General features: G+C 62.2%; 21 protein-coding genes. 8 read left to right on the plus strand and 13 right to left on the minus strand.

All coding sequences use genetic code 11. The annotated features are described in order from the left end of the window. Window position 1: 1 nt before the first annotated feature. The 4 genes from LVY71_RS11505 to LVY71_RS11520 form a co-directional block, all read right to left on the minus strand. Window positions 2-982 carry a polysaccharide deacetylase family protein gene (locus LVY71_RS11505; protein ID WP_235099891.1) on the minus strand — a complete coding sequence of 327 codons (981 nt, stop codon included), beginning with the start codon at window positions 980-982 and terminating at the stop codon, window positions 2-4. 163 nt (window positions 983-1,145) lie between these two features. Next, a complete protein-coding gene (locus LVY71_RS11510) occupies window positions 1,146-1,715 on the minus strand; it encodes a glutathione peroxidase (RefSeq protein ID WP_235100091.1) in 570 nt (189 codons plus the stop codon). Window positions 1,716-1,803: 88 nt separating this feature from the next. Next, entirely contained in the window at window positions 1,804-3,456 is a 1,653-nt protein-coding gene (locus LVY71_RS11515; protein WP_235099892.1) for a glycosyltransferase family protein, read from the minus strand. A 65-nt stretch (window positions 3,457-3,521) separates the two neighbouring features. Continuing rightward, entirely contained in the window at window positions 3,522-3,680 is a 159-nt protein-coding gene (locus LVY71_RS11520) for a hypothetical protein (RefSeq protein ID WP_235099893.1), read from the minus strand. A gap of 201 nt (window positions 3,681-3,881) precedes the next feature. Between LVY71_RS11520 and LVY71_RS11525 the strand changes: the two genes are divergently transcribed. Continuing rightward, the gene (locus tag LVY71_RS11525; protein ID WP_235099894.1) at window positions 3,882-4,121 is read left to right on the plus strand and encodes a hypothetical protein; all 240 of its coding nucleotides are present in this window, start codon (window positions 3,882-3,884) and stop codon (window positions 4,119-4,121) included. A gap of 82 nt (window positions 4,122-4,203) precedes the next feature. On the opposite strand, the gene LVY71_RS11530 is transcribed toward LVY71_RS11525, so the two are convergent. Continuing rightward, the gene (locus LVY71_RS11530; protein WP_235099895.1) at window positions 4,204-5,739 is read right to left on the minus strand and encodes a L,D-transpeptidase; all 1,536 of its coding nucleotides are present in this window, start codon (window positions 5,737-5,739) and stop codon (window positions 4,204-4,206) included. Window positions 5,740-6,160: 421 nt separating this feature from the next. On the opposite strand from LVY71_RS11530, the gene LVY71_RS11535 reads away from it, so the two are divergent. Beyond that, a complete protein-coding gene (locus tag LVY71_RS11535) occupies window positions 6,161-6,694 on the plus strand; it encodes a CreA family protein (RefSeq protein WP_235099896.1) in 534 nt (177 codons plus the stop codon). 114 nt (window positions 6,695-6,808) lie between these two features. On the opposite strand, the gene LVY71_RS11540 is transcribed toward LVY71_RS11535, so the two are convergent. The 6 genes from LVY71_RS11540 to LVY71_RS11565 all read right to left on the minus strand — a co-directional run bounded on the left by LVY71_RS11540 (window position 6,809) and on the right by LVY71_RS11565 (window position 8,976). Then, on the minus strand, window positions 6,809-7,099 hold the full coding sequence (locus LVY71_RS11540) for a hypothetical protein (RefSeq protein ID WP_235099897.1): 291 nt from the start codon (window positions 7,097-7,099) through the stop codon (window positions 6,809-6,811). Window positions 7,100-7,308: 209 nt separating this feature from the next. Beyond that, on the minus strand, window positions 7,309-7,542 hold the full coding sequence (locus LVY71_RS11545) for a DUF6719 family protein (protein WP_235100092.1): 234 nt from the start codon (window positions 7,540-7,542) through the stop codon (window positions 7,309-7,311). 47 nt (window positions 7,543-7,589) lie between these two features. Next, window positions 7,590-7,739, minus strand: coding sequence for a hypothetical protein (locus LVY71_RS11550; protein WP_235099898.1), 150 nt, complete (start codon window positions 7,737-7,739; stop codon window positions 7,590-7,592). Window positions 7,740-7,756: 17 nt separating this feature from the next. Continuing rightward, the gene (locus LVY71_RS11555) at window positions 7,757-8,086 is read right to left on the minus strand and encodes a DMT family transporter (RefSeq protein WP_235099899.1); all 330 of its coding nucleotides are present in this window, start codon (window positions 8,084-8,086) and stop codon (window positions 7,757-7,759) included. A 68-nt stretch (window positions 8,087-8,154) separates the two neighbouring features. Further along, entirely contained in the window at window positions 8,155-8,346 is a 192-nt protein-coding gene (locus LVY71_RS11560; RefSeq protein WP_235099900.1) for a hypothetical protein, read from the minus strand. Between the two features lie 168 nt (window positions 8,347-8,514). Then, on the minus strand, window positions 8,515-8,976 hold the full coding sequence (locus LVY71_RS11565; RefSeq protein ID WP_235099901.1) for a winged helix-turn-helix transcriptional regulator: 462 nt from the start codon (window positions 8,974-8,976) through the stop codon (window positions 8,515-8,517). Between the two features lie 60 nt (window positions 8,977-9,036). On the opposite strand from LVY71_RS11565, the gene LVY71_RS11570 reads away from it, so the two are divergent. After that, the gene (locus LVY71_RS11570) at window positions 9,037-9,645 is read left to right on the plus strand and encodes an NAD(P)-dependent oxidoreductase (RefSeq protein WP_235099902.1); all 609 of its coding nucleotides are present in this window, start codon (window positions 9,037-9,039) and stop codon (window positions 9,643-9,645) included. Between the two features lie 96 nt (window positions 9,646-9,741). Here the strand turns inward: LVY71_RS11570 and LVY71_RS11575 are convergent, their stop codons facing one another. Beyond that, entirely contained in the window at window positions 9,742-10,380 is a 639-nt protein-coding gene (locus LVY71_RS11575) for a hypothetical protein (protein WP_235099903.1), read from the minus strand. Between the two features lie 296 nt (window positions 10,381-10,676). On the opposite strand from LVY71_RS11575, the gene LVY71_RS11580 reads away from it, so the two are divergent. The 5 genes from LVY71_RS11580 (at window position 10,677) to LVY71_RS11600 (ending at window position 17,619) form a co-directional block, all read left to right on the plus strand. Continuing rightward, window positions 10,677-11,969: an ArgE/DapE family deacylase gene (locus LVY71_RS11580; RefSeq protein WP_235099904.1), complete on the plus strand. Its 1,293-nt coding sequence runs from the start codon at window positions 10,677-10,679 to the stop codon at window positions 11,967-11,969. A 102-nt stretch (window positions 11,970-12,071) separates the two neighbouring features. Continuing rightward, on the plus strand, window positions 12,072-12,467 hold the full coding sequence (locus LVY71_RS11585; protein WP_235099905.1) for a PaaI family thioesterase: 396 nt from the start codon (window positions 12,072-12,074) through the stop codon (window positions 12,465-12,467). A 202-nt stretch (window positions 12,468-12,669) separates the two neighbouring features. Further along, entirely contained in the window at window positions 12,670-15,855 is a 3,186-nt protein-coding gene (locus LVY71_RS11590; RefSeq protein ID WP_235099906.1) for an efflux RND transporter permease subunit, read from the plus strand. Beyond that, on the plus strand, window positions 15,845-17,044 hold the full coding sequence (locus LVY71_RS11595; protein ID WP_235099907.1) for an efflux RND transporter periplasmic adaptor subunit: 1,200 nt from the start codon (window positions 15,845-15,847) through the stop codon (window positions 17,042-17,044). The genes LVY71_RS11590 and LVY71_RS11595 overlap by 11 nt, the downstream gene beginning before the upstream one ends. 128 nt (window positions 17,045-17,172) lie before the next feature. Further along, the gene (locus LVY71_RS11600; protein ID WP_235099908.1) at window positions 17,173-17,619 is read left to right on the plus strand and encodes an MgtC/SapB family protein; all 447 of its coding nucleotides are present in this window, start codon (window positions 17,173-17,175) and stop codon (window positions 17,617-17,619) included. Window positions 17,620-17,646: 27 nt separating this feature from the next. Here LVY71_RS11600 and LVY71_RS11605 read toward each other — a convergent pair whose 3' ends face one another. Then, window positions 17,647-17,940 carry a hypothetical protein gene (locus LVY71_RS11605; RefSeq protein WP_235099909.1) on the minus strand — a complete coding sequence of 98 codons (294 nt, stop codon included), beginning with the start codon at window positions 17,938-17,940 and terminating at the stop codon, window positions 17,647-17,649. Between the last annotated feature and the right edge of the window lie 63 nt (window positions 17,941-18,003).

Consider the following 18,003-nt stretch of genomic DNA (forward strand, 5'->3'; position numbering starts at 1 on the left):
ATCATTCCGAAATGGTCTGCACCACGCTGTTGAGCGGGCGCGAACTCACCGTCGGCAGTTTGAGCCCTTTCACGACCTCCTCATCGTATTGCGCGATGGTGGTCATCGGTGCCTTGGCCTTGACCTGCACCACCTTGTAGCCACCGGCCTTCAGCCGCTTCATCAGTTCGGGCAGCGCTTCGGCGGTGTGCTTTTGGAAATCGTGCATCAGCACGATACCTTTGCCGTTCTTCTCGAGCTTGGTCATCACGGTGTCGACGATTTTCTGAGCCGTGGAGGCCTTGAAGTCAAACGAGTCGAGGTCGCAGGACCAGATCGAGATGTTGCGTTCGCCGAGATACGTCACCATCGCCGGGGGATGCTGGAGCGCGGGAAAGCGAAACAGCGGCGAGGGGGCCGCGCCGAGCGCCCACTTCACGGCGCTGAAACCTTTCTCGATCTCTTCCTTGCGCTGATCGTCGGTCAGTTTCTTGTTATTGAGATTGGCGTGCGACCAGGTATGCGCGCCGATGGTGTGGCCTTCTTCAGCCACATGCTTGAGAATTTCGGGATAGTAAGTGGCGTGCTTGCCGATCGGGAAGAAGATCGCCTTGGTGCATTCCTCGGCGAGCGTCTTCAGCACCGACGGTGTGTTGACCGGCCACGGGCCGTCGTCGAATGTCAGCACCACTTCCTTATCGCGCAGGAAGTCGAGTTGCTTGAAATGCTCGAAGCCGAAACCGGGGCCGCCGGTGGTGTCGATCTGCACCACGCGCGCGACGCCGAGGGCGTTGGGATTGGCGCAGTTGGTTTTGGTCGGTACGGGGGCTGGGGCTGGCGCTGGTGCCGCCGCCGTGGTCGCGGCGGGCGCGGGTGCTGTGGCGGCGGGTTTCGGCGCTGGCGACGGAGTCGTGCGCTGCGGAATAAGCGCCTGCGACCACACGCTGCTGAAGGCGCATAACGAGAGCGCGCCGGCTACAAAAAACGTTGCCTTGATACGCATTGGAAATACCCCTGAACGCAAACTCCCCGGTATCCGGCATCCCGGACGCCGCCATATCGTCCCCGACGTCAGCCTAATCCGGTGCCGTTGAGCACGCCAACCCATTTTCGAGGGAGGCGCTCCTGTCGAGCGGCACGGTTAATCGGGACCGAAGGCGCCTGTTTCAGGCGAGTGTGCGGGAAATCGCGGTGATAACGCGGGTATCGGCGGGTTCCACGCGAGAAGAAAAGACGTCCGCCAGATAGCCGTCGCGGCCCACAAGATACTTGTGGAAATTCCAGCCGGGAACGTCGGCGGGCCGTTCGGCCGCCGCCCATTTGTAGAACGGGTGTGCGTTCGGCCCCTTCACGCTGGTCTTGACCGTGATCGGAAAGGTGACGTGGTAGGTGTGTTCGGCAGTTTGCGCGATGTCGCTCGCGCCGCCCGGCTCTTGCGCGCCGAAGTCGTTGGACGGCACACCGATGACGGTCAGGCCGCGTTCGCGAAACTGCGTCCAGATCTCCTGCAATCCGGCGTATTGCGGCGTGAAGCCGCACAGCGAGGCGGTGTTCACTACCAGCAGCGGCTTGCCGGCGTAATCGGCAAGGCGGATGTCGCCGCCTTTCAGGCTCTGGAATGAAAATCCGTAAGCGGTCATGCGGCTCATGGCGGCCTGCGCTTGGGCGGATCGTGCGGCGAACGGCAGTGCAGCGGCGCTTGCCATCGTTGCGATCATCGTCCGGCGGTCAATCATCATGCGTCCCTCGAAGACGACGCTCAAGATAACGGATCGCTACCGCCGTACGTTTCAAGAAGTCGTGACAAATATCAGGAACGCCGCATCATGGCCGCTTCGGCGGCTTGTCGCACCATGGCATCGGCAGTTCGGGTTCGTAGTACTGGTTCCACTCGCAGATATATTCGGGACCGCTGCGCTTCAGTACATGTTTGATGGGTTCGGCCTGACTGACTGCGACATGGGCGACGATCAGCGCCATGCCGATGGGATAGGCCCATCGCGCCCGGCCGAGATCCGGCATCCGTTCGAGCAGCAGCGCGCCGGCGAGAATGATGAGCGGATCGGTCAGGATGAAATATTCGGCCTTGAGGCCGCGCCGCACGCCGAGCGCGTCGATGCCGATGGCGGCGAGCAGCATCAGTGCGGCCTGAGTAGCCACCTGCCGTTGGCCTCTGAGCCACGCATAGACAATACCGGGAATGACAAGCCAGGTCAGGAATACGGTCGGCCGGGGCGACGTGAACAGCACGAATGTGTAACGCTGGAGCACGGACTTGATGCCGTCGAACAGCAGGGCGAGGGCCGCGAAAATCTTGCCGCCCTCGGTGGCCGAGGTGGCGGGTGCGTCCGCGAACACCAGCATTTTCTCGATGGGATTGATCACGGCGACGACGTTCTGCGGATCGTATTGCAGATAGAGCGCGAGCAGCCCGAGCGATGCGCCGGCGATCACCGCGAACATCGACGTCAGGGTTTCGGTGAGGTTGATCCGCCAGATCGCCGCATAGACGGTCATGGCGATGCCGATCCAGCCGAGCAGCGCGACCTGATAGACACCGAACACGCCGCCGATCAGCGCATGAAGCTGGGCAATGTCGATCGATTCCGGCTCGAGCCCGGCGGCAATCAGCGGCCACGCCAGAGCGGACATCAAGGCGGCGATCACGGCGGCAATGAGCGTTGCGATCCACGCGCGGGCCGAGCGATCCCAAAATGCGGTGCTGGCGCTGTCCGGCGATCCGAACGGCAGCATGATCAGCGGCAGTCCCGCGATCAACAGGATGATCTGAATCTTGTTTTCCAGGCCGAGCACGCAGAGCGCCGCCGCCGCGGCGAGCGCGAGCGGACGTCCGGTGCTTGCGCGACGCCCCGCGATGATCAGGATCATCAATGCGAACGTAAACAGGCACGCCGCGATCATCTCGCTGCGCAGGATGCGCATGTGGACCGCGATGCCGCCGGAGAATGCAAAGGCGAATGTTGCGAGCAACGCAATTCGCCAGTCGCGGAAGAGGCGGCGGGCAAGCATCGCGAAAAAGAACACGAAGATGCTGGCGGTCAGCCATGCGACCACGCGGCCGGCGCGGATGGCACTGGTCATTGCGGCGTCGAACGCCGGAACGTTCAGCGCCGAGGGGATCGACGACAGCTTCCAGGCGTCGAGCAGGCCCAGTGCGTGCATTGCCTGAAACCACAGCTTCACCGACAGGATGGTGAAATAGGACGGATGGTCAAAGAACGCCTGCGGCTTGCCGTCGTTCATCACCAGCGCGTTGTAGACGATCATGAAATCCATGTCGGCATTGCGCCAGTAGATGACGAAATAGCCGGCGAGGAAAAACGATGCCGCCAGCAGGCCGAGAATGAGAATCAATCCGCCGGTCCAGCCGAAAGGCGTCAGCCGGTCGAGGGCGTCACGCGGCGGTGTTTTATCGGCGGAGGTTGCGGCAGATTGGACGTGGGAGGAGGCTGTCATGACCGGCGCGTTCTATCGCAACGCGCCGCCGAAAGCCAACAGGTACGCAGGTATTCTGGGTCGGACTAGTGAAGTCGGCGCGGTTCGTCCGGCCGCTGATCGGTCTCATCCAGATCGGTCGGGTACAGAAGTCCCATCGACATGAGCCGGCCGGGATTGGTCTCTCCGAACTCGAACAGGGCTGCGATGTAATTGGTCACCTTGTCACGGGCGACCCCGTCCAAGTCGGAGGTCCGGTTATGGAGCATGTTGTATGCGTCCATCGCTTTGTTAACAGCGCTATTTACCATTGTGGCCCCTAGGTTGGTGAACCAAGCGCCCCGTTCGCGAATGGTTCCCAAACGAAGCGTTAAGCACGTCATTGAGCAATCGGAACATTCGCTCCGCCAACTCCTTGCCTTTCTGAAGGTCTGGAGGACCACGCCATGGAACACAATTTAAGCAAGCCGTTGGACGTTTTGGGGGCGACAGTCACCACATGCGAAGATGCGGCGTATCGCGTTCGTCAGCACGTGATTGGCGATTATGAGCATGTAGGCAGTGCCGTGGTTCGGCAGCTGCGCGATGTCAGATCGCCGGGCGAGATGGTGCTTGCCGAAGGTGCGCTGAAAATCTGGTTGCAGGAGCGTGCGGATCACATCCAGGTCATCGATGCAGAATTCTAGCGCGTGTAGCCAAATGCTGAAACAGAAAAAGGCCGCTCGATTGAGCGGCCTTTTTCTTTGATAAACCTGTAAAGCCGTCCGTTTATCGCAGCGGGACGATGAAATCCGTGCCGCGGCCGGTTTCGTCGCCGAGTCCCTGATCGGACACCACCAGCGATGCACCCGGCGCCAGCGCCGAGGCGATACGTGTCATGGTCTCTGCCGGAATGTTGAGGCGGTCGAGCGCTTCGGCCGGGGATGACGGCGGAACAGGTGCCGCGACCTCTGCCACACCCGCGCGCTTGCGCCGAGGCTTGTCGTCGTCCGCGCGGGATACACGGACCGGAGCCGGCAGCGACACCACCGACCAGCGCAGCGCGCTGGCGTCGTTCTTGTCGGCACGCACGGTGAAGACATGGGTGCCGAGTGGGCGATCCGATGCCGCGATTGTCACTGGCGCTTCGAACCACGGCTCGAAGTTCTGCCGCACAAAAATCTTGTTTTCCTTGCGACTGACGAGGGCGGCGATGTGTCCGCTGCGCGGCTTCGTCGGGCCGATGAACTCGGCCGAGCCTTCAAGCGGCGGCGTCGCGGAGACCGGCACGGGCGGGCTAACGGGATCGGTGGCGCCGGCCTGATCCTTGGCGGCCTTGCTCTCGTCCGTGTTGGTTGCCCCGGACTTGCCGTTCTCGGCCTTGGTTTCTTCAGCCTTATCCTCGGCTTTAGCCTGCTCGACCTTGGACTCCCCGGTCATGGATTCCTTGCCCGCGGCTTCTTCGGTCTTTGTCTCGGACTTGCTCTCTTCAGGTTTGACATCGGATGGCGCCGCGCCGGTTACGGACGCAGCGGTGTCGGTGGCCTTTTTGCTGTCGTCCTGCGTTGCGTTGTCGGGCGCGGCCGGTTTCGTGGCCGAGGCATCGCTCACCACATCGATCTTCCGTGGGAGCGCGCCGCTGGCGTCGGCGGTGCGGATCGGGACACTCCGTTCGGTGATCGACGTCAACCTCAGCTCCGGCTTCTCGTGAGCGGCGGCATCGAGAATCGACGACCGGTCGGATTTCGCAGCCGTCTCGGCATGCTGGGTCGTGTCAGGCGCTGCGGCGACCGGTCTGGTCTCCGGCTTTCGCGCGATCAGCAGAGGGTGCGAAAAGTCGGCGGGAGACACTTCGCCAGGCGTCACGATCACGCGTGCACCCATGCGCGTCCAGCCCCACATCCGCATCGCGAAGTTCATCGGCATGCGAATGCAGCCGTGCGACGCCGGATAGCCGGGCAGGACGCCGGCATGCATGGCGACGCCGGACCATGTGATGCGCTGCATGTACGGCATCGGCGCGCCGCTGTAGATATTGGAGCGGTGGTACTTGTTCTTCTGGATGATGCTGAACACGCCCATCGGCGTCGAGTGGCCGCGCATGCCGGTCGAGACCGGCGTTTCGGCGAACAGGCCGTTCTGGTCGTAGAGCTTTAACTGCTGCTTCTCGATCGAGATCGCGATGACGATCGGGCCGACGGGCTTGGCGGTTTCCTTCGGCGCGTCGGGCAGTTTCTGCCGGCTCTTGATGATGCGCGGCCGGCGCGGTTCGATCGGCCTCGGCGGTTCGGAATAGTCGGCCGCTGGCCCTGTCGGCCAGAACATCTGGGCCTGCGCCGGCGCGGCGAAGCCGGCGGCCAGGATCGCGGCGAACCATGCACCGGACCGGGCCCGGGTCGAACGGGACTGAGACTTGTTGCCAAATGGGGGGAGAATTCCGGCCGGTTTATACTGCTCGTCCGAAGAAGCTTTCCAATTCCAATGCACGCCAGATTTCCTCAATTGATTCCAGTATTAGTGTCACGGACACGCTTAATGTTCATCGGCCGGCTCCGTCTCAATACCGCAGGCTTGGCGGATTCTGTTGCTGAAAAGCTAGCCGAATTGCCTTCAGAAGCGCTTAACGGCCGGTTTTCCGCAGTCAAATTTACGTGCCTTTGAACATCGCCCGCGCCACCCCACATGAGGGGTTCCGGCGCGGGGCGCGCGTCCCTCCCGGTCGCTGAAGTCTTTTTGGAGTTTGCCGATGCCCTCATCCTCGCCCCGTCTGACAGCCGCTGCGCTGCTGGCCCTTGTTCTCGCATGGGTGGCTGCAACGCCTGCGGCCGCTGCCGACGAGCCCGACCTGATCTTCCGGCGCTCCACCGTCTTCAAGTTGCTCAGTCCGGATGACAAGCTCGCGACATATGGCCTCGACGATCCGGAGGTGGAGGGCGTCGCCTGCCATTTCACAGTGCCGGAAAAGGGCGGCTACAAGGGGTGGCTCGGGCTTGCCGAGGAGGTCTCCGACATCTCGCTGGCCTGCCGCCAGATCGCGCCGATCCGGTTCAAGAACAAGATGGGGCAGGGCGAGGACATGTTCCGGCAGCGGCGCTCGCTGTTCTTCAAGAAGATGCAGATTGTGCGCGGCTGCGACGCCAAGCGAAATGTGCTGGTCTACATGGTCTATTCAGACCGGCTGATCGAGGGATCGCCGAAGAACTCGACGTCCTCGGTGCCGATCATGCCATGGGGTGCGAACGACACCATCCAGAAGTGCAGTGATTTCATTTCAGGGTAAGGAAGCCGTAGAGGCGTCATTGCGAGCGAAGCGAAGCAATCCAAAAGCACAGCAAAAGAGTGGATTGCTTCGTCGCGAGCGCGCCGCGCAATGACGAGCGGATTGGGGCGGTCTCTACGCCGTCCTGTTCTTGATCGCGCCGACGATGGCGGTCAGCACCGCGCCAGCAACGCCGCCGCCCGCGGCCTGAGCGACGATCGTGCCGATGTCTGGTGTTGCGGCGGAATTGGCGAGCACGGGAATCAGCATCCCGAGAATCTGTCCACCCACGCCGCCGCCGATGGCGCCGGCAATCGTATTGCCGATCGTTCCGAGATCGATGTTCCTGGCCGCACCGCCGACGACGTTTCCACCGATGGCGCCGCCGATAATCTGAATGATCAGATTGACAAGTAAGCCCGACATGGTTTCGCCTCCCGGTCCGGTGTTGCGTTCAGACACGACGGCGCCGGACTCAGTCGCCGCGCCGCCTCAGTTTAGGCGCGTGAATCCCCGCGTCACGCTGCAAGCGCGAACAGCGCCGGCGAAAAGCCGGGAGAGGGGCCGTTACATTGTCCTGCGGGATGCGGAATCGGCGCTGAGCAGGCAGCGCAGCCTGCGGTCCGGGATCTGCACTATCGCTTGCCCTTGCGATCGACGCACTTGCGGGTGCGCTCGACGCCCGAGGCCGTCAGGCGCATTCCCGCGATCTCCTTGATCTGCCCTGCGGGGCAGGAACCGTCATCGACGTAGACCCGCTGGCCGAGCCGCAGCTCGGCGATGTCACTCTCACGCCCCACAATGTCGGCGCGGGCGGCGGCGGTGAGCGCCAGCACGGTGAGCGATGCTGTCCCGATGCGGCCAGACATTCGCCGGATGACTAGCGCGACGGTTTTGGCGATCATTGGTCCGCCGCTCATTTGCTTTGAATCTTCACCCCGCCGGGGCCGACATTGATTTGCAGGCCCTCCGGTTTTTTGTTGTCCTGATAAACCTTGTAGCTGAGTACCGCGACCGCGATCACGAGTGCGCCGACGATGGCGTAGAGGATGTTGCGGTTGTTCATGCGTGATCTCCGGTGCGTCAGTGCGAAACGGTTGATGAAAACAGATTGATGACGCCGACGCCCGCGATGATCAGCGCGAGACCGGCAACGGCGGGCATATCGAGTTTCTGGTCGAACCAGACCAGGCCGACCAGCGTGATGAGAACGATGCCGAGGCCAGACCAGATCGCATAGGCGATGCCGACCGGCATGGTCCGCAGCACCAGCGACAGGAAATAGAACGAGGCGGCGTAGCCCAGCGCCGTGAGGATCAGCGGTTTCGGTTTGGTGAATTGCTCGGACGCCTGCAGCGCGGCCGTGCCGATGACCTCGAGGATGATCGCCGAGATGAGATAGACATAGGTCATCCCTCATCGTAGTCGGGCGGTCCTGATTCTCATAGACGCGGATGCCCCCCGCGGCCGTGCGAGAGAAACTAGTGTTTCGCCACTGTTTCCCGGACTTCGGTACAACAGGCGGGGCATTCATAAACGAAGTCGACCCGCGCCAGATCCCAGTGGGGCTGAACCTCGATGATCTGCATGGGAAGGATCAGGCAGCTTGGACACACGGTCATTGCTGCGTGAAAGATCTGACGCTTTTCGTGATGCTGAGCATAGGCTGGCATGATTGCTCTCCTTTATTTTGGGAGCTCATTCTCGTCGCCGGCGAGACTCATCGATTTTCGCCGATGATGATCCATCCTATCGCGCAGGCCTAAAACACCTCATCAACTCTTGCGAACGCAGGCAGAACATCCGCACAATGCCTGCGCCTGTGACTTTATCTACACAGTTTATGCCTTGGTTCGGTCATATTGCAGCTGGGCTTTGGCGACATCGCCCATGTGCCGCTCGGCCCAGATGCGCAGCGCATCGACTGTCTCGCTCAGCGTGCGCCCCAGCGGTGTGATCGAATACTCGACGGTCACCGGAACCGTTGGTGTGACCTTGCGCGTGACAAGGCCGTCACGCTCGAGGCCCTTCAGAGTCTGTGAGGCCATCTTCTGCGTGAGGCCGCCGATCTCCCTGCGCAGTTGGTTGAAGCGCCAAGATCGCTGCGACAACAGGATCAGGAGCAGAACGGTCCATTTGTCGGCGATGCGATCGAGCACGAGGCGGGTCGGGCAGTCCGCAGCGTAGGGGTTCGCCGGCCAGTTGCCGCGCGACGCTTTCGCCCTGCGAGCGGCTTTGGGTTTCTCCGGAGGAACCATGTCTCGGGAAAGTGCCTTCTTCACAACGGCGGTGCCAGTAGGCATCTGATGTCCATTCGTTAGTTGGTATCCAATAGATACCACGGAACCCAAGGGACGCAAATCATGAAGATCGCACTGATCGGAGCCACCGGCCACGCCGGTTCGGAAATCCTGAAAGAACTCGTTCGCCGCGGCCATGCTGTCACCGCCATTGTCCGCAATCCGGAAAAGATCCAGGCCCAGGTGAACGTGGCGCCGCGAAAGGGCGATGTGTTTGACCAGGACGGTCTCACCGCATTGCTGAAGGGGCACGACGCCGTCGTCAGCTCCGTGCATTTCTTGCAAAGCGATCCGCGCAAGCTGATCGATGCGGTGAAGGCGGCGGGCGTGAAGCGTTATCTGGTGGTCGGCGGCGCGGGCAGCCTTGAGGTCGCGCCCGGCGTCACGCTGGTCTCGACGCCGGAATTCCCGGCTGCTTACAAGGACGAAGCCACCAAGGGCGGCGAATTTCTCGCGCTGCTGCGTCAAGAGTCGGATCTCGACTGGACCTTCCTCTCGCCGTCCGCGCTGTTCTTCGATGGGCCCCGCACCGGCACGTTCCGTCTCGGCAAGGACCAGCTTCTGAGCAACGAGAAGGGCAGCAGCATTTCGTTCGCCGACTACGCCATCGCGCTGACCGATGAAATCGAGAAGCCCGCGCATTCACGGCAGCGGTTCACGGTGGGGTACTGAAGGTCATCCTTCGGTCGCCTCATTGGGTGTGATGACCCGCAACATGACGATTCAGGAACGTGTCTTCCGCACTGGAGGCGACAGTACCTCCGGTGCCTACGACCGCGCAGCTTTCCCTTCCGGAGAGGTGGCAGACCCTCCGATGAGTTGGGTAGCGATCCAGACAACCAAACCCGCGAGCGGTATGGGTGCGAGCGGCGCAAAGACAAGAACACCGATGCCCGAGTCGGGATCAAGAAAAGCAGGGTGTGGACCGAACCAGAGCGGCATGCTGAGCACGGCCTGAACAATGCCGATGCCTTGACCCGCATCGAAGACGTTGGAAACCATGTCGGGTGTCAGGAAGAACAGCGGCACGTTGAGAACAGACATCACGGTTGCGGAAAGCCACATCGCAAGCCGCGCCGATCGAAAGTTCGGTGACAGCCGGCAAGTCGCATACAACGCAACAAATCCCCAGTTCATGACCGCAAAATCAACGGGGAGCTGAACAATGAATGATGAAAATCGATATCCGGATGGTCCGGCCTGCAACAGGCCGGATTTGTAGCCAAGGTAGATAAGTGTGGCGATTGCGCTTGGACCGATAGAAACCGTCAAGAATGCAATCAGCGGAACTTGAGTCCAGGCGAGCGACCGACCGTTTGCAGAGACTGCATGTCGTCCCCTGTAGCATACGAGCAATATCGCCAGCAGCATCATTGCGAGGGCTGAGTATTTAAGTGGATCGGACATTAGAAGCATTGTGTCACGCTTGGCTTGAACTGGATCGATCCGTTCGGACCACACCTGTATGCAGCTGCCACTGAAATCATTAGTGGTTGCTTCGCCGAATGAGGTTCAACCGGCGGGCAGTCTCAGGGCGCAGTATGAAGCGCCTTCAGCGGCCCATGGAAAGCCCGGTCTTGCGCCGGGCTTTTTTTGAACGTTACCTCTCACGTCATCGCGTCCCTTCCAGTCGTCCCCTAAAGTTGGCTACACTCGTACCCGAAATCCGCGCGGCAGACGCGGGCACGAAGGGACGAAATGTGATGGACGCCAAAGCAGCCTCCAACGAGGTCCAACGCCGCATTCTCGATGCGGTTGATGATGCCTTCGACCGGCAGCTTGAGACCACGAAACAGTTCTCTGCCATTCCCTCGACGCGTGGCGCGGAGGGGCCGTGTCAGGACATGATGCATGATCTGCTGCGCGAGCGCGGCTATGAGGTCGACGACTGGCACATCGATCTTGACGATCTGAAAGACCTGCGCGGCTACGGCCCCATTGAACATGATTTTTCGCGCGCCCGCACCGTGGTCGGCACCTATCGCCCGGCGCGTGAGGCCGGCCGCTCCCTGATCCTGCAAGGCCATTGCGATGTGGTGCCGGCTGGACCGCTCGATATGTGGGACACGCCGCCGTTCTCGCCGACGGTCAAGGACGGCTGGCTTTATGGGCGCGGGGCGGGCGACATGAAGTCCGGCACCATCGCCGCGCTTTACGCGCTCGATGCACTGAAGGCGGCAGGCGTCAGGCCGACGGCGCGAATTCATTTCCAGTCCGTCATCGAGGAGGAAAGCACCGGCGTCGGCGCACTCTCGACAGTGCAGCGCGGCTATCGCGCCGATTGCTGTTTTATTCCGGAGCCGACCAATGGCAGGCTGGTGCGCTCGCAGGTCGGCGTGATCTGGTTCCGGCTTAAGGTGCGCGGCAAGCCGGCGCATGTCTATGAGGCGGGCATCGGCGCCAATGCGATCAAGGCCGCCTATCATCTGCTTCAGGCGCTTGAAGCGCTGGAAGAGGAATGGAACAGGCGCGCCGCCAGCGACAGGCATTTCAGGATCGTGAGGCATCCGATCACGCTCAACCCCGGCATCATCAAGGGCGGCGACTGGGCCTCCTCGGTGCCTGCGTGGTGCGATGTGGATTGCCGGATCGCGGTGCTGCCCGGCTGGTCGATCGCCGACCATCAGGCCGAGATCGTGGCCTGCGTCGACGCCGCGGCGAAGGCGCATCCGTTCCTGTCGCAGAACCCGCCCAGTGTGGAATGGTCCGGCTTTCTCTCGGAAGGATATGAACTGACCGGCGGGGAGGACTCCGAGGCCGTCCTGCGCAGTGCCTATGAGGCGGTGTACGGCGGCCCCATGAAGGAGCTGGCCTTCACCGCGCTGACCGACACGCGGTTCTATGGCCTCAACGCCGGCATTCCATCGCTTTGTTTCGGGGCGAATGCCGAGGCGATGCACGGCTTCAACGAGCGGGTGGACATCGAATCGCTGCGCAAGACCACGCGGACTATCGCACTGTTCGTGGCGGGGTGGTGCGGCGTGGAAGCCGCATGAATACAGTGCCCACCCTCACGTTCATCTTTTACTTTAACGTCGGATCGGCCCGCATCCCGGCATTTTCACTTCATCCAGTTCATGATCATAGGGAGCAAGAGCATGACCCTGCTTGAGAAGATTCAGTCTCGGCCGATGCCCCTGGCGGTGTTGATTGGCGTCACCTTTGTGGCGGCGGAGAAGGACAGGGTGGCGGCGACGATGGTGGTGCGTGACGACCTCTGCACCGTCGGCGGCTCCATTCACGGCGGCGCGGTGATGGCCTTGGCGGATTCGGTGGGAGCCGCGGCGACCGTCATCAACCTGCCGCCCGACGCCAAGGGCACCACCACCATCGAGAGCAAAACCAACTTCATCGGCGCGGCGAAGGCAGGTTCGACGGTCACGGCGACCGCAACCCCGGTCCATATCGGGCGGCGGACCCAGGTCTGGCAGACCCGGCTGGAGGCCGAGGAGCGGCTGGTCGCGGTGGTAACGCAGACCCAGATGGTGCTCTGATGGTTCGTTGATCTGGAACAATGACACCGGAAACCCCTGATTCCGGCTGATTTCTTCGTCTGAACAAGCGACTGTGAGCTTTGCGGCGTTGCGCAATCGGTCCAGATTCGGATAGATCAGCCTTCAAAGAGAAAAGCGTCAAGAGAACAGGTCTTTCCTGAGGGTGCGCCGTTGCGCCCAAGATGACCGAGAAAAGTCCGATATGAACGCGCTGGTCCGAATTGCTCTCAGCCGACCCTATACTTTCGTCGTGCTGGCACTTCTTCTTCTGATCGTGGGGCCACTGGCGGCCCTGCGGACGCCGACTGACATCTTCCCCGACATCCGTATTCCGGTGATCGGTGTGGTCTGGCAGTACACCGGCCTGCCGCCGGACCAGATGTCGGGCCGCATCGTCACGCCGTTTCAGCGCGCGCTGACGACCACCGTCAATGACATCGAGCACATTACTGCGAACTCCTACAATACCTACGGCGTCATCAAGATCTTCTTCCAGCCCAACGTCGACATCCGCACCGCCAATGCGCAGGTCACGGCCATCGCGCAGACCATGCTGCGACAGTTGCCGCCCGGTTCGACACCGCCGCTGATCCTCAATTACAGCGCATCGACGGTGCCGATCATCCAGCTTGCCCTGGCGGGCGAGGGGCTGACCGAACAGAACATGTTCGACATCGCAACCAACCAGTTGCGCACGCCGCTGGTCACTGTGCCTGGCGCCGCGATCCCGTGGCCGTTCGGCGGCAAGCAGCGACAGATCCAGCTCGATATCAATCCGACTGCAATGCAGGCGCTGGGGCTTTCCGGACAGGATGTCGCCAATGCGCTGGCCGCGCAAAACCTGATCACGCCGGTCGGCACCCAGAAGATCGGCAATTTCGAGTACAACATCCAGCTCAACAACTCGCCGCTGAAGATCGAGGATCTTGGCAATCTGCCGATCAAGGTGGTCAATGGCGCGACGGTCTACATCCGTGATGTGGCGCAAGTGCGCGATGGCAATCCGCCGCAGACCAACATTGTGCACGTCGATGGCAACCGCTCCGTGCTGATGATGGTGCTGAAGGCCGGCGCGACCTCGACGCTCGACATCATTTCCGGCATCAAGCAGAAGATCATTGACGTCAAGGATCAGATGCCGGCCGCGCTCCGGGTTAACCTGCTTGGCGACCAGTCGATCTTTGTGCGCGGCGCCATTGCAGGTGTCGCCTTCGAGGGCGTGCTCGCCGCGGCGCTGACCAGCGTCATGATCCTGCTATTCCTGGGAAGCTGGCGCTCCACCATCATCATCGCGGTCTCAATCCCGCTCTCGGTGCTCGGCGCGATCATTTGCCTTGCCGCCATCGGCGAGACGCTCAACATCATGACGCTCGGCGGCCTTGCGCTCGCGGTCGGCATTCTGGTCGACGACGCAACGGTGACCATCGAGAACATCAATTGGCATCTGGAGCAAGGCAAGGAGGTCGAGGAATCGATCCTTGACGGCGCACGGCAGATCGTGACGCCGGCCTTCGTGTCGCTGCTCTGTATCTGCATCGTGTTCGTGCCGATGTTCTTCCTGACCGGTGTGTCGCGCTTCCTGTTCGTGCCGATGGCGCTCTCGGTGATGTTCGCCATGATCTGGTCGTTCATCCTGTCGCGCACGCTGGTGCCGACGATGGCGAAGTATCTGCTGCACAAGCATACGCATCACGAAGACGGCGCTGAGTTGCCGCCGACCCGAAATCCGCTCGTCGCATTCCAGCGCGGTTTCGAGGCCCGTTTCGAACAGTTCAGGGCGGGTTATCACAACCTGCTGGCGATGGCGCTGAACCATCGGCCGGTCTTTGTGGCGGGCTTCCTGGCCTTTGTCGCCGTCTCGTTCCTGCTGGTGCCGTTTCTCGGCCGCAACTTCTTTCCTTCGGTCGATACCGGCCAGATTTTGATCCACGTCCGCACGCAGGTTGGGACCCGCGTCGAGGAGACGGCCAACAAACTGGCCGACGTGCAGAAGGCGATCCGGCAAATCATCCCGTCCGAAATGATTGAGACAATGGCCGATAACATCGGCATGCCGATCTCCGGCATCAACCTGACCTACAACAACACCGGCGTGATCGGTCCACAGGACGGCGATATCCAGATCAAGCTCAAAGAAGATCACAAGCCGACGGACGAATACGTCCGTGAACTCCGCGAGCGGCTGCCGCGCGAATTCCCCGGCGTCACATTCGCATTTCTTCCCGCCGACATCGTCAGCCAGATCCTGAACTTCGGTTCGCCCGCGCCGATCGACATTCAGGTGCGCGGCGCGAACGTGGTGGAGAACTTCAAGTACGCCAACGATCTGTTGCGGCGGGTCAGGCTCATTCCCGGCGTCGCCGACGCGCGCATCCAGCAGTCGCCCAACAATCCGGGATTCAACGTCGATCTGGACCGCACGCGCGCGCAGTATGTCGGCCTCACGGCGCGCGATGTCACCAACAGCATGGTGGTAAACCTCGCGGGCTCCTCGCAGGTCGCACCAACCTTTTTCCTCGATCCGAACAACGGCGTGTCCTACTCCATCGTGATGCAGACGCCGCAGTACCAGATCGACTCGCTCAACAAACTCGAGGCGCTGCCGATTTCCTCCGCCGGGATACAGACGGCGCCGATGCTGGGCGGCATCGCCAACATCACGCGTTCGACATCGAGCGCGGTGGTGTCGCAATACGACATCCAGACCATGGTGCAGATCTACGCGACGCCGCAGGGCCGCGATCTCGGCGCGGTGGCCAAAGATATCCAGAAAGTGATCGACGAGACCGCGAAGGACCTGCCGCGGGGCAGCCGGGTCGTTCTGCTCGGACAGGTGCAGACCATGAACAGCGCCTTCGCCGGATTGCTGTTCGGCCTGCTCGGGGCGATCGTGCTGATCTACCTGCTGATCGTGGTGAACTTCCAGTCATGGTCCGATCCGTTCGTGATCGTATCCGCGCTGCCTGCGGCGCTTGCCGGCATTGTCTGGATGCTGTTCGCCACCCACACCACGCTGTCGGTGCCGGCGCTCACTGGCGCGATCATGTGCATGGGCGTCGCGACCGCGAACTCCGTGCTGGTCATTGCGTTCGCCCGGGAGCGCTATGAGGAACTCGGCGATCCCGTTGCCGCCGCGCTCGATGCCGGCTTCGTTCGCTTCCGTCCGGTGCTTATGACCGCGCTCGCGATGATCATCGGCATGACGCCGATGGCGCTGGGTCTCGGCGAGGGCGGCGAGCAGAACGCACCGCTTGGACGCGCCGTGATCGGCGGGCTGATTTTTGCGACGACCGCCACGCTGCTGTTTGTGCCGGTCGTATTCAGTATGGTTCACAAGAAGCAGCCCGCACAGCCTGCGATGGCGCCGGAGTTCGTTCATGCAACCTGACAAGACGCCCCCCGTTTCGCCGCGCAAGATACGGCTCTACGGCACCGTCGCCATCGGCGTGCTCGCGGCTGTGGTCACGACCGGCATCATCACTCGCTCGAACGGCGACGTGAAGTTGCGCGAATGGACTGACGCGCAGGCGGTGCCGTCGGTCGCGGTCACGCTGCCTGGCACCAAGCCGCTCAACGCCACGCTCGATCTGCCGGGACGGCTGGAGGCATATTCGCGCGCTCCGATCTTTGCGCGCGTCAGCGGCTATCTCAAAAGCTGGAAGTTCGATATCGGCGCGCAGGTGAAGGCCGGCGAGCAACTCGCCGAAATCGATGCGCCCGATCTCGATCAGCAGTTGTTGCAGGCCCGCGCCGATCTCACCAATGCGCAGGCTGCGGCCAAGCTGTCGGCGGCGACGCTGACGCGGCGCAAGACGCTGCTGGCCTCGAACTTCGTGTCGCAGCAGGAAATCGACGAGCGCTCGGCGGACCTCGCCAGCAAGGAGGCGCAGGTTAACTCGATGACCGCAAACGTTCAGCGGCTCGAGGCGCTGGCCAGCTACAAGAACGTCACCGCGCCGTTCGACGGCGTCGTCACCGAGCGCAACACCGACGTCGGCGCGCTCATCAATGGCGGCACCGGCTCGGGTGCAGCGATGTTCGTGGTGTCCGACGTCAAGAAACTCCGGCTCTATGTCAACGTGCCGCAGAGCTATCTGCCGGGCATCAGGATTGGCGCGAAGGCGACGGTCACTGTTCCGGAATATGCGGGGCGCACGTTCCCGGCCACCGTCGAAGCCTCGGCGCAGTCGGTCGATATTTCGTCCGGCACCACGCGGATGCAACTTGCGATCGAAAATCCGAATAACGAGTTGCGCCCGGGCGCCTACGCCAACGTCAAGCTGGCGTTGACCCGCGACGTCCAGCCGCTCAGCATTCCGGCCAGCGCGCTGATCTTCAACAACAGCGGTTTGCGTGTCGCCACCGTCAGCCCCGGCGACAAGGTGCTGTTCAAGAACGTCACCATCGCCCGCGACCTCGGCCGCGAGATCGAGATCGCCACCGGCCTGTCCGCCGATGATCGCATCATCATCACGCCGCTCGACGGCATCGCCGACGGCGACGCGGTCCGCATCGCAGGCGCTGGCAAGGACGGCACACCGCGCACCAGTTCGAACGCCACCACCAAGACCGAATAGGTTTCGGTTCAATCGGACTACCTGCCTTCACGGCGCGGTTCCTCGGGGGCCGCGCCGTTTTTGCGTGTGCATTTGTCACGGTCCATGCATCGGGGAAATTCTCTACGCTGATACTGCGGAGGATATTCATGCAATCACTTCTGGAGGCGGCGGGCAGTTTCAGGCTTGGGCCGCATCTGATCGCGCTGACGATCGCTTATCTGCTGGCGCTGCCGATCGGATGGAACCGGGAAAAGGAAGAGCGCAGCGCGGGCCTGCGCACCTTTCCGCTGGTGGCGCTGGCGACTTGCGGCATCGTGCAGGCCACCGAACATATTCTCCAGGGCCACCCCGAAGGCACCGCCCGCATCATCGAAGGCCTGATGACCGGCATGGGATTCATCGGCGGCGGCGCGATCCTCAAGACCGACAACACCGTGCGTGGCACTGCCACGGCCGCGAGCCTGTGGGCCACGGGGGCGACGGGCGCTGCGGTCGGACTCGGGGCTTACGACGTCGCAGTGGTGATTTCGCTGTTCACTTTCCTGACGCTGTGGCTGCTGGCGCCGTTCAAGCAGGAAGCGAAGTCGAAATAGCGGCCTGTGCGAGCCGCCGCTCTGGCGCTACCGCATGTTTCCGATCCGGCCGGGGAAGCCCGGATGGTGCGCGCTTTCGCCGGGCAGGCCGCTGGCCGCAGCTCCCGTTCCGATCAGACCTGGCATCGAGGTGTTGGGTGCGCCGGGCTGGTTGATGCCGCTGGTGTTGTTTCCGCTCGGCAGGGGCGCGATGAGGGCCGGCGGCGTCGCCGGCGATACGCCGGGCGTGCCGACTTCGCCCGAGAATTGCGCCGAGGCCGGAGAGCTCGCCGCGAGCGCCGATACGGCGGCGAGAATTGTCATGAGCAGTTTGCGTAACATGGGAGACTCCTTCATTTGACAAAGGCTCAATCCGCCCCGGGGGGACACGGTTCAGGAACAGCC

This window comes from Bradyrhizobium sp. G127 (assembly GCF_021502575.1).
GTDB lineage: Bacteria > Pseudomonadota > Alphaproteobacteria > Rhizobiales > Xanthobacteraceae > Afipia.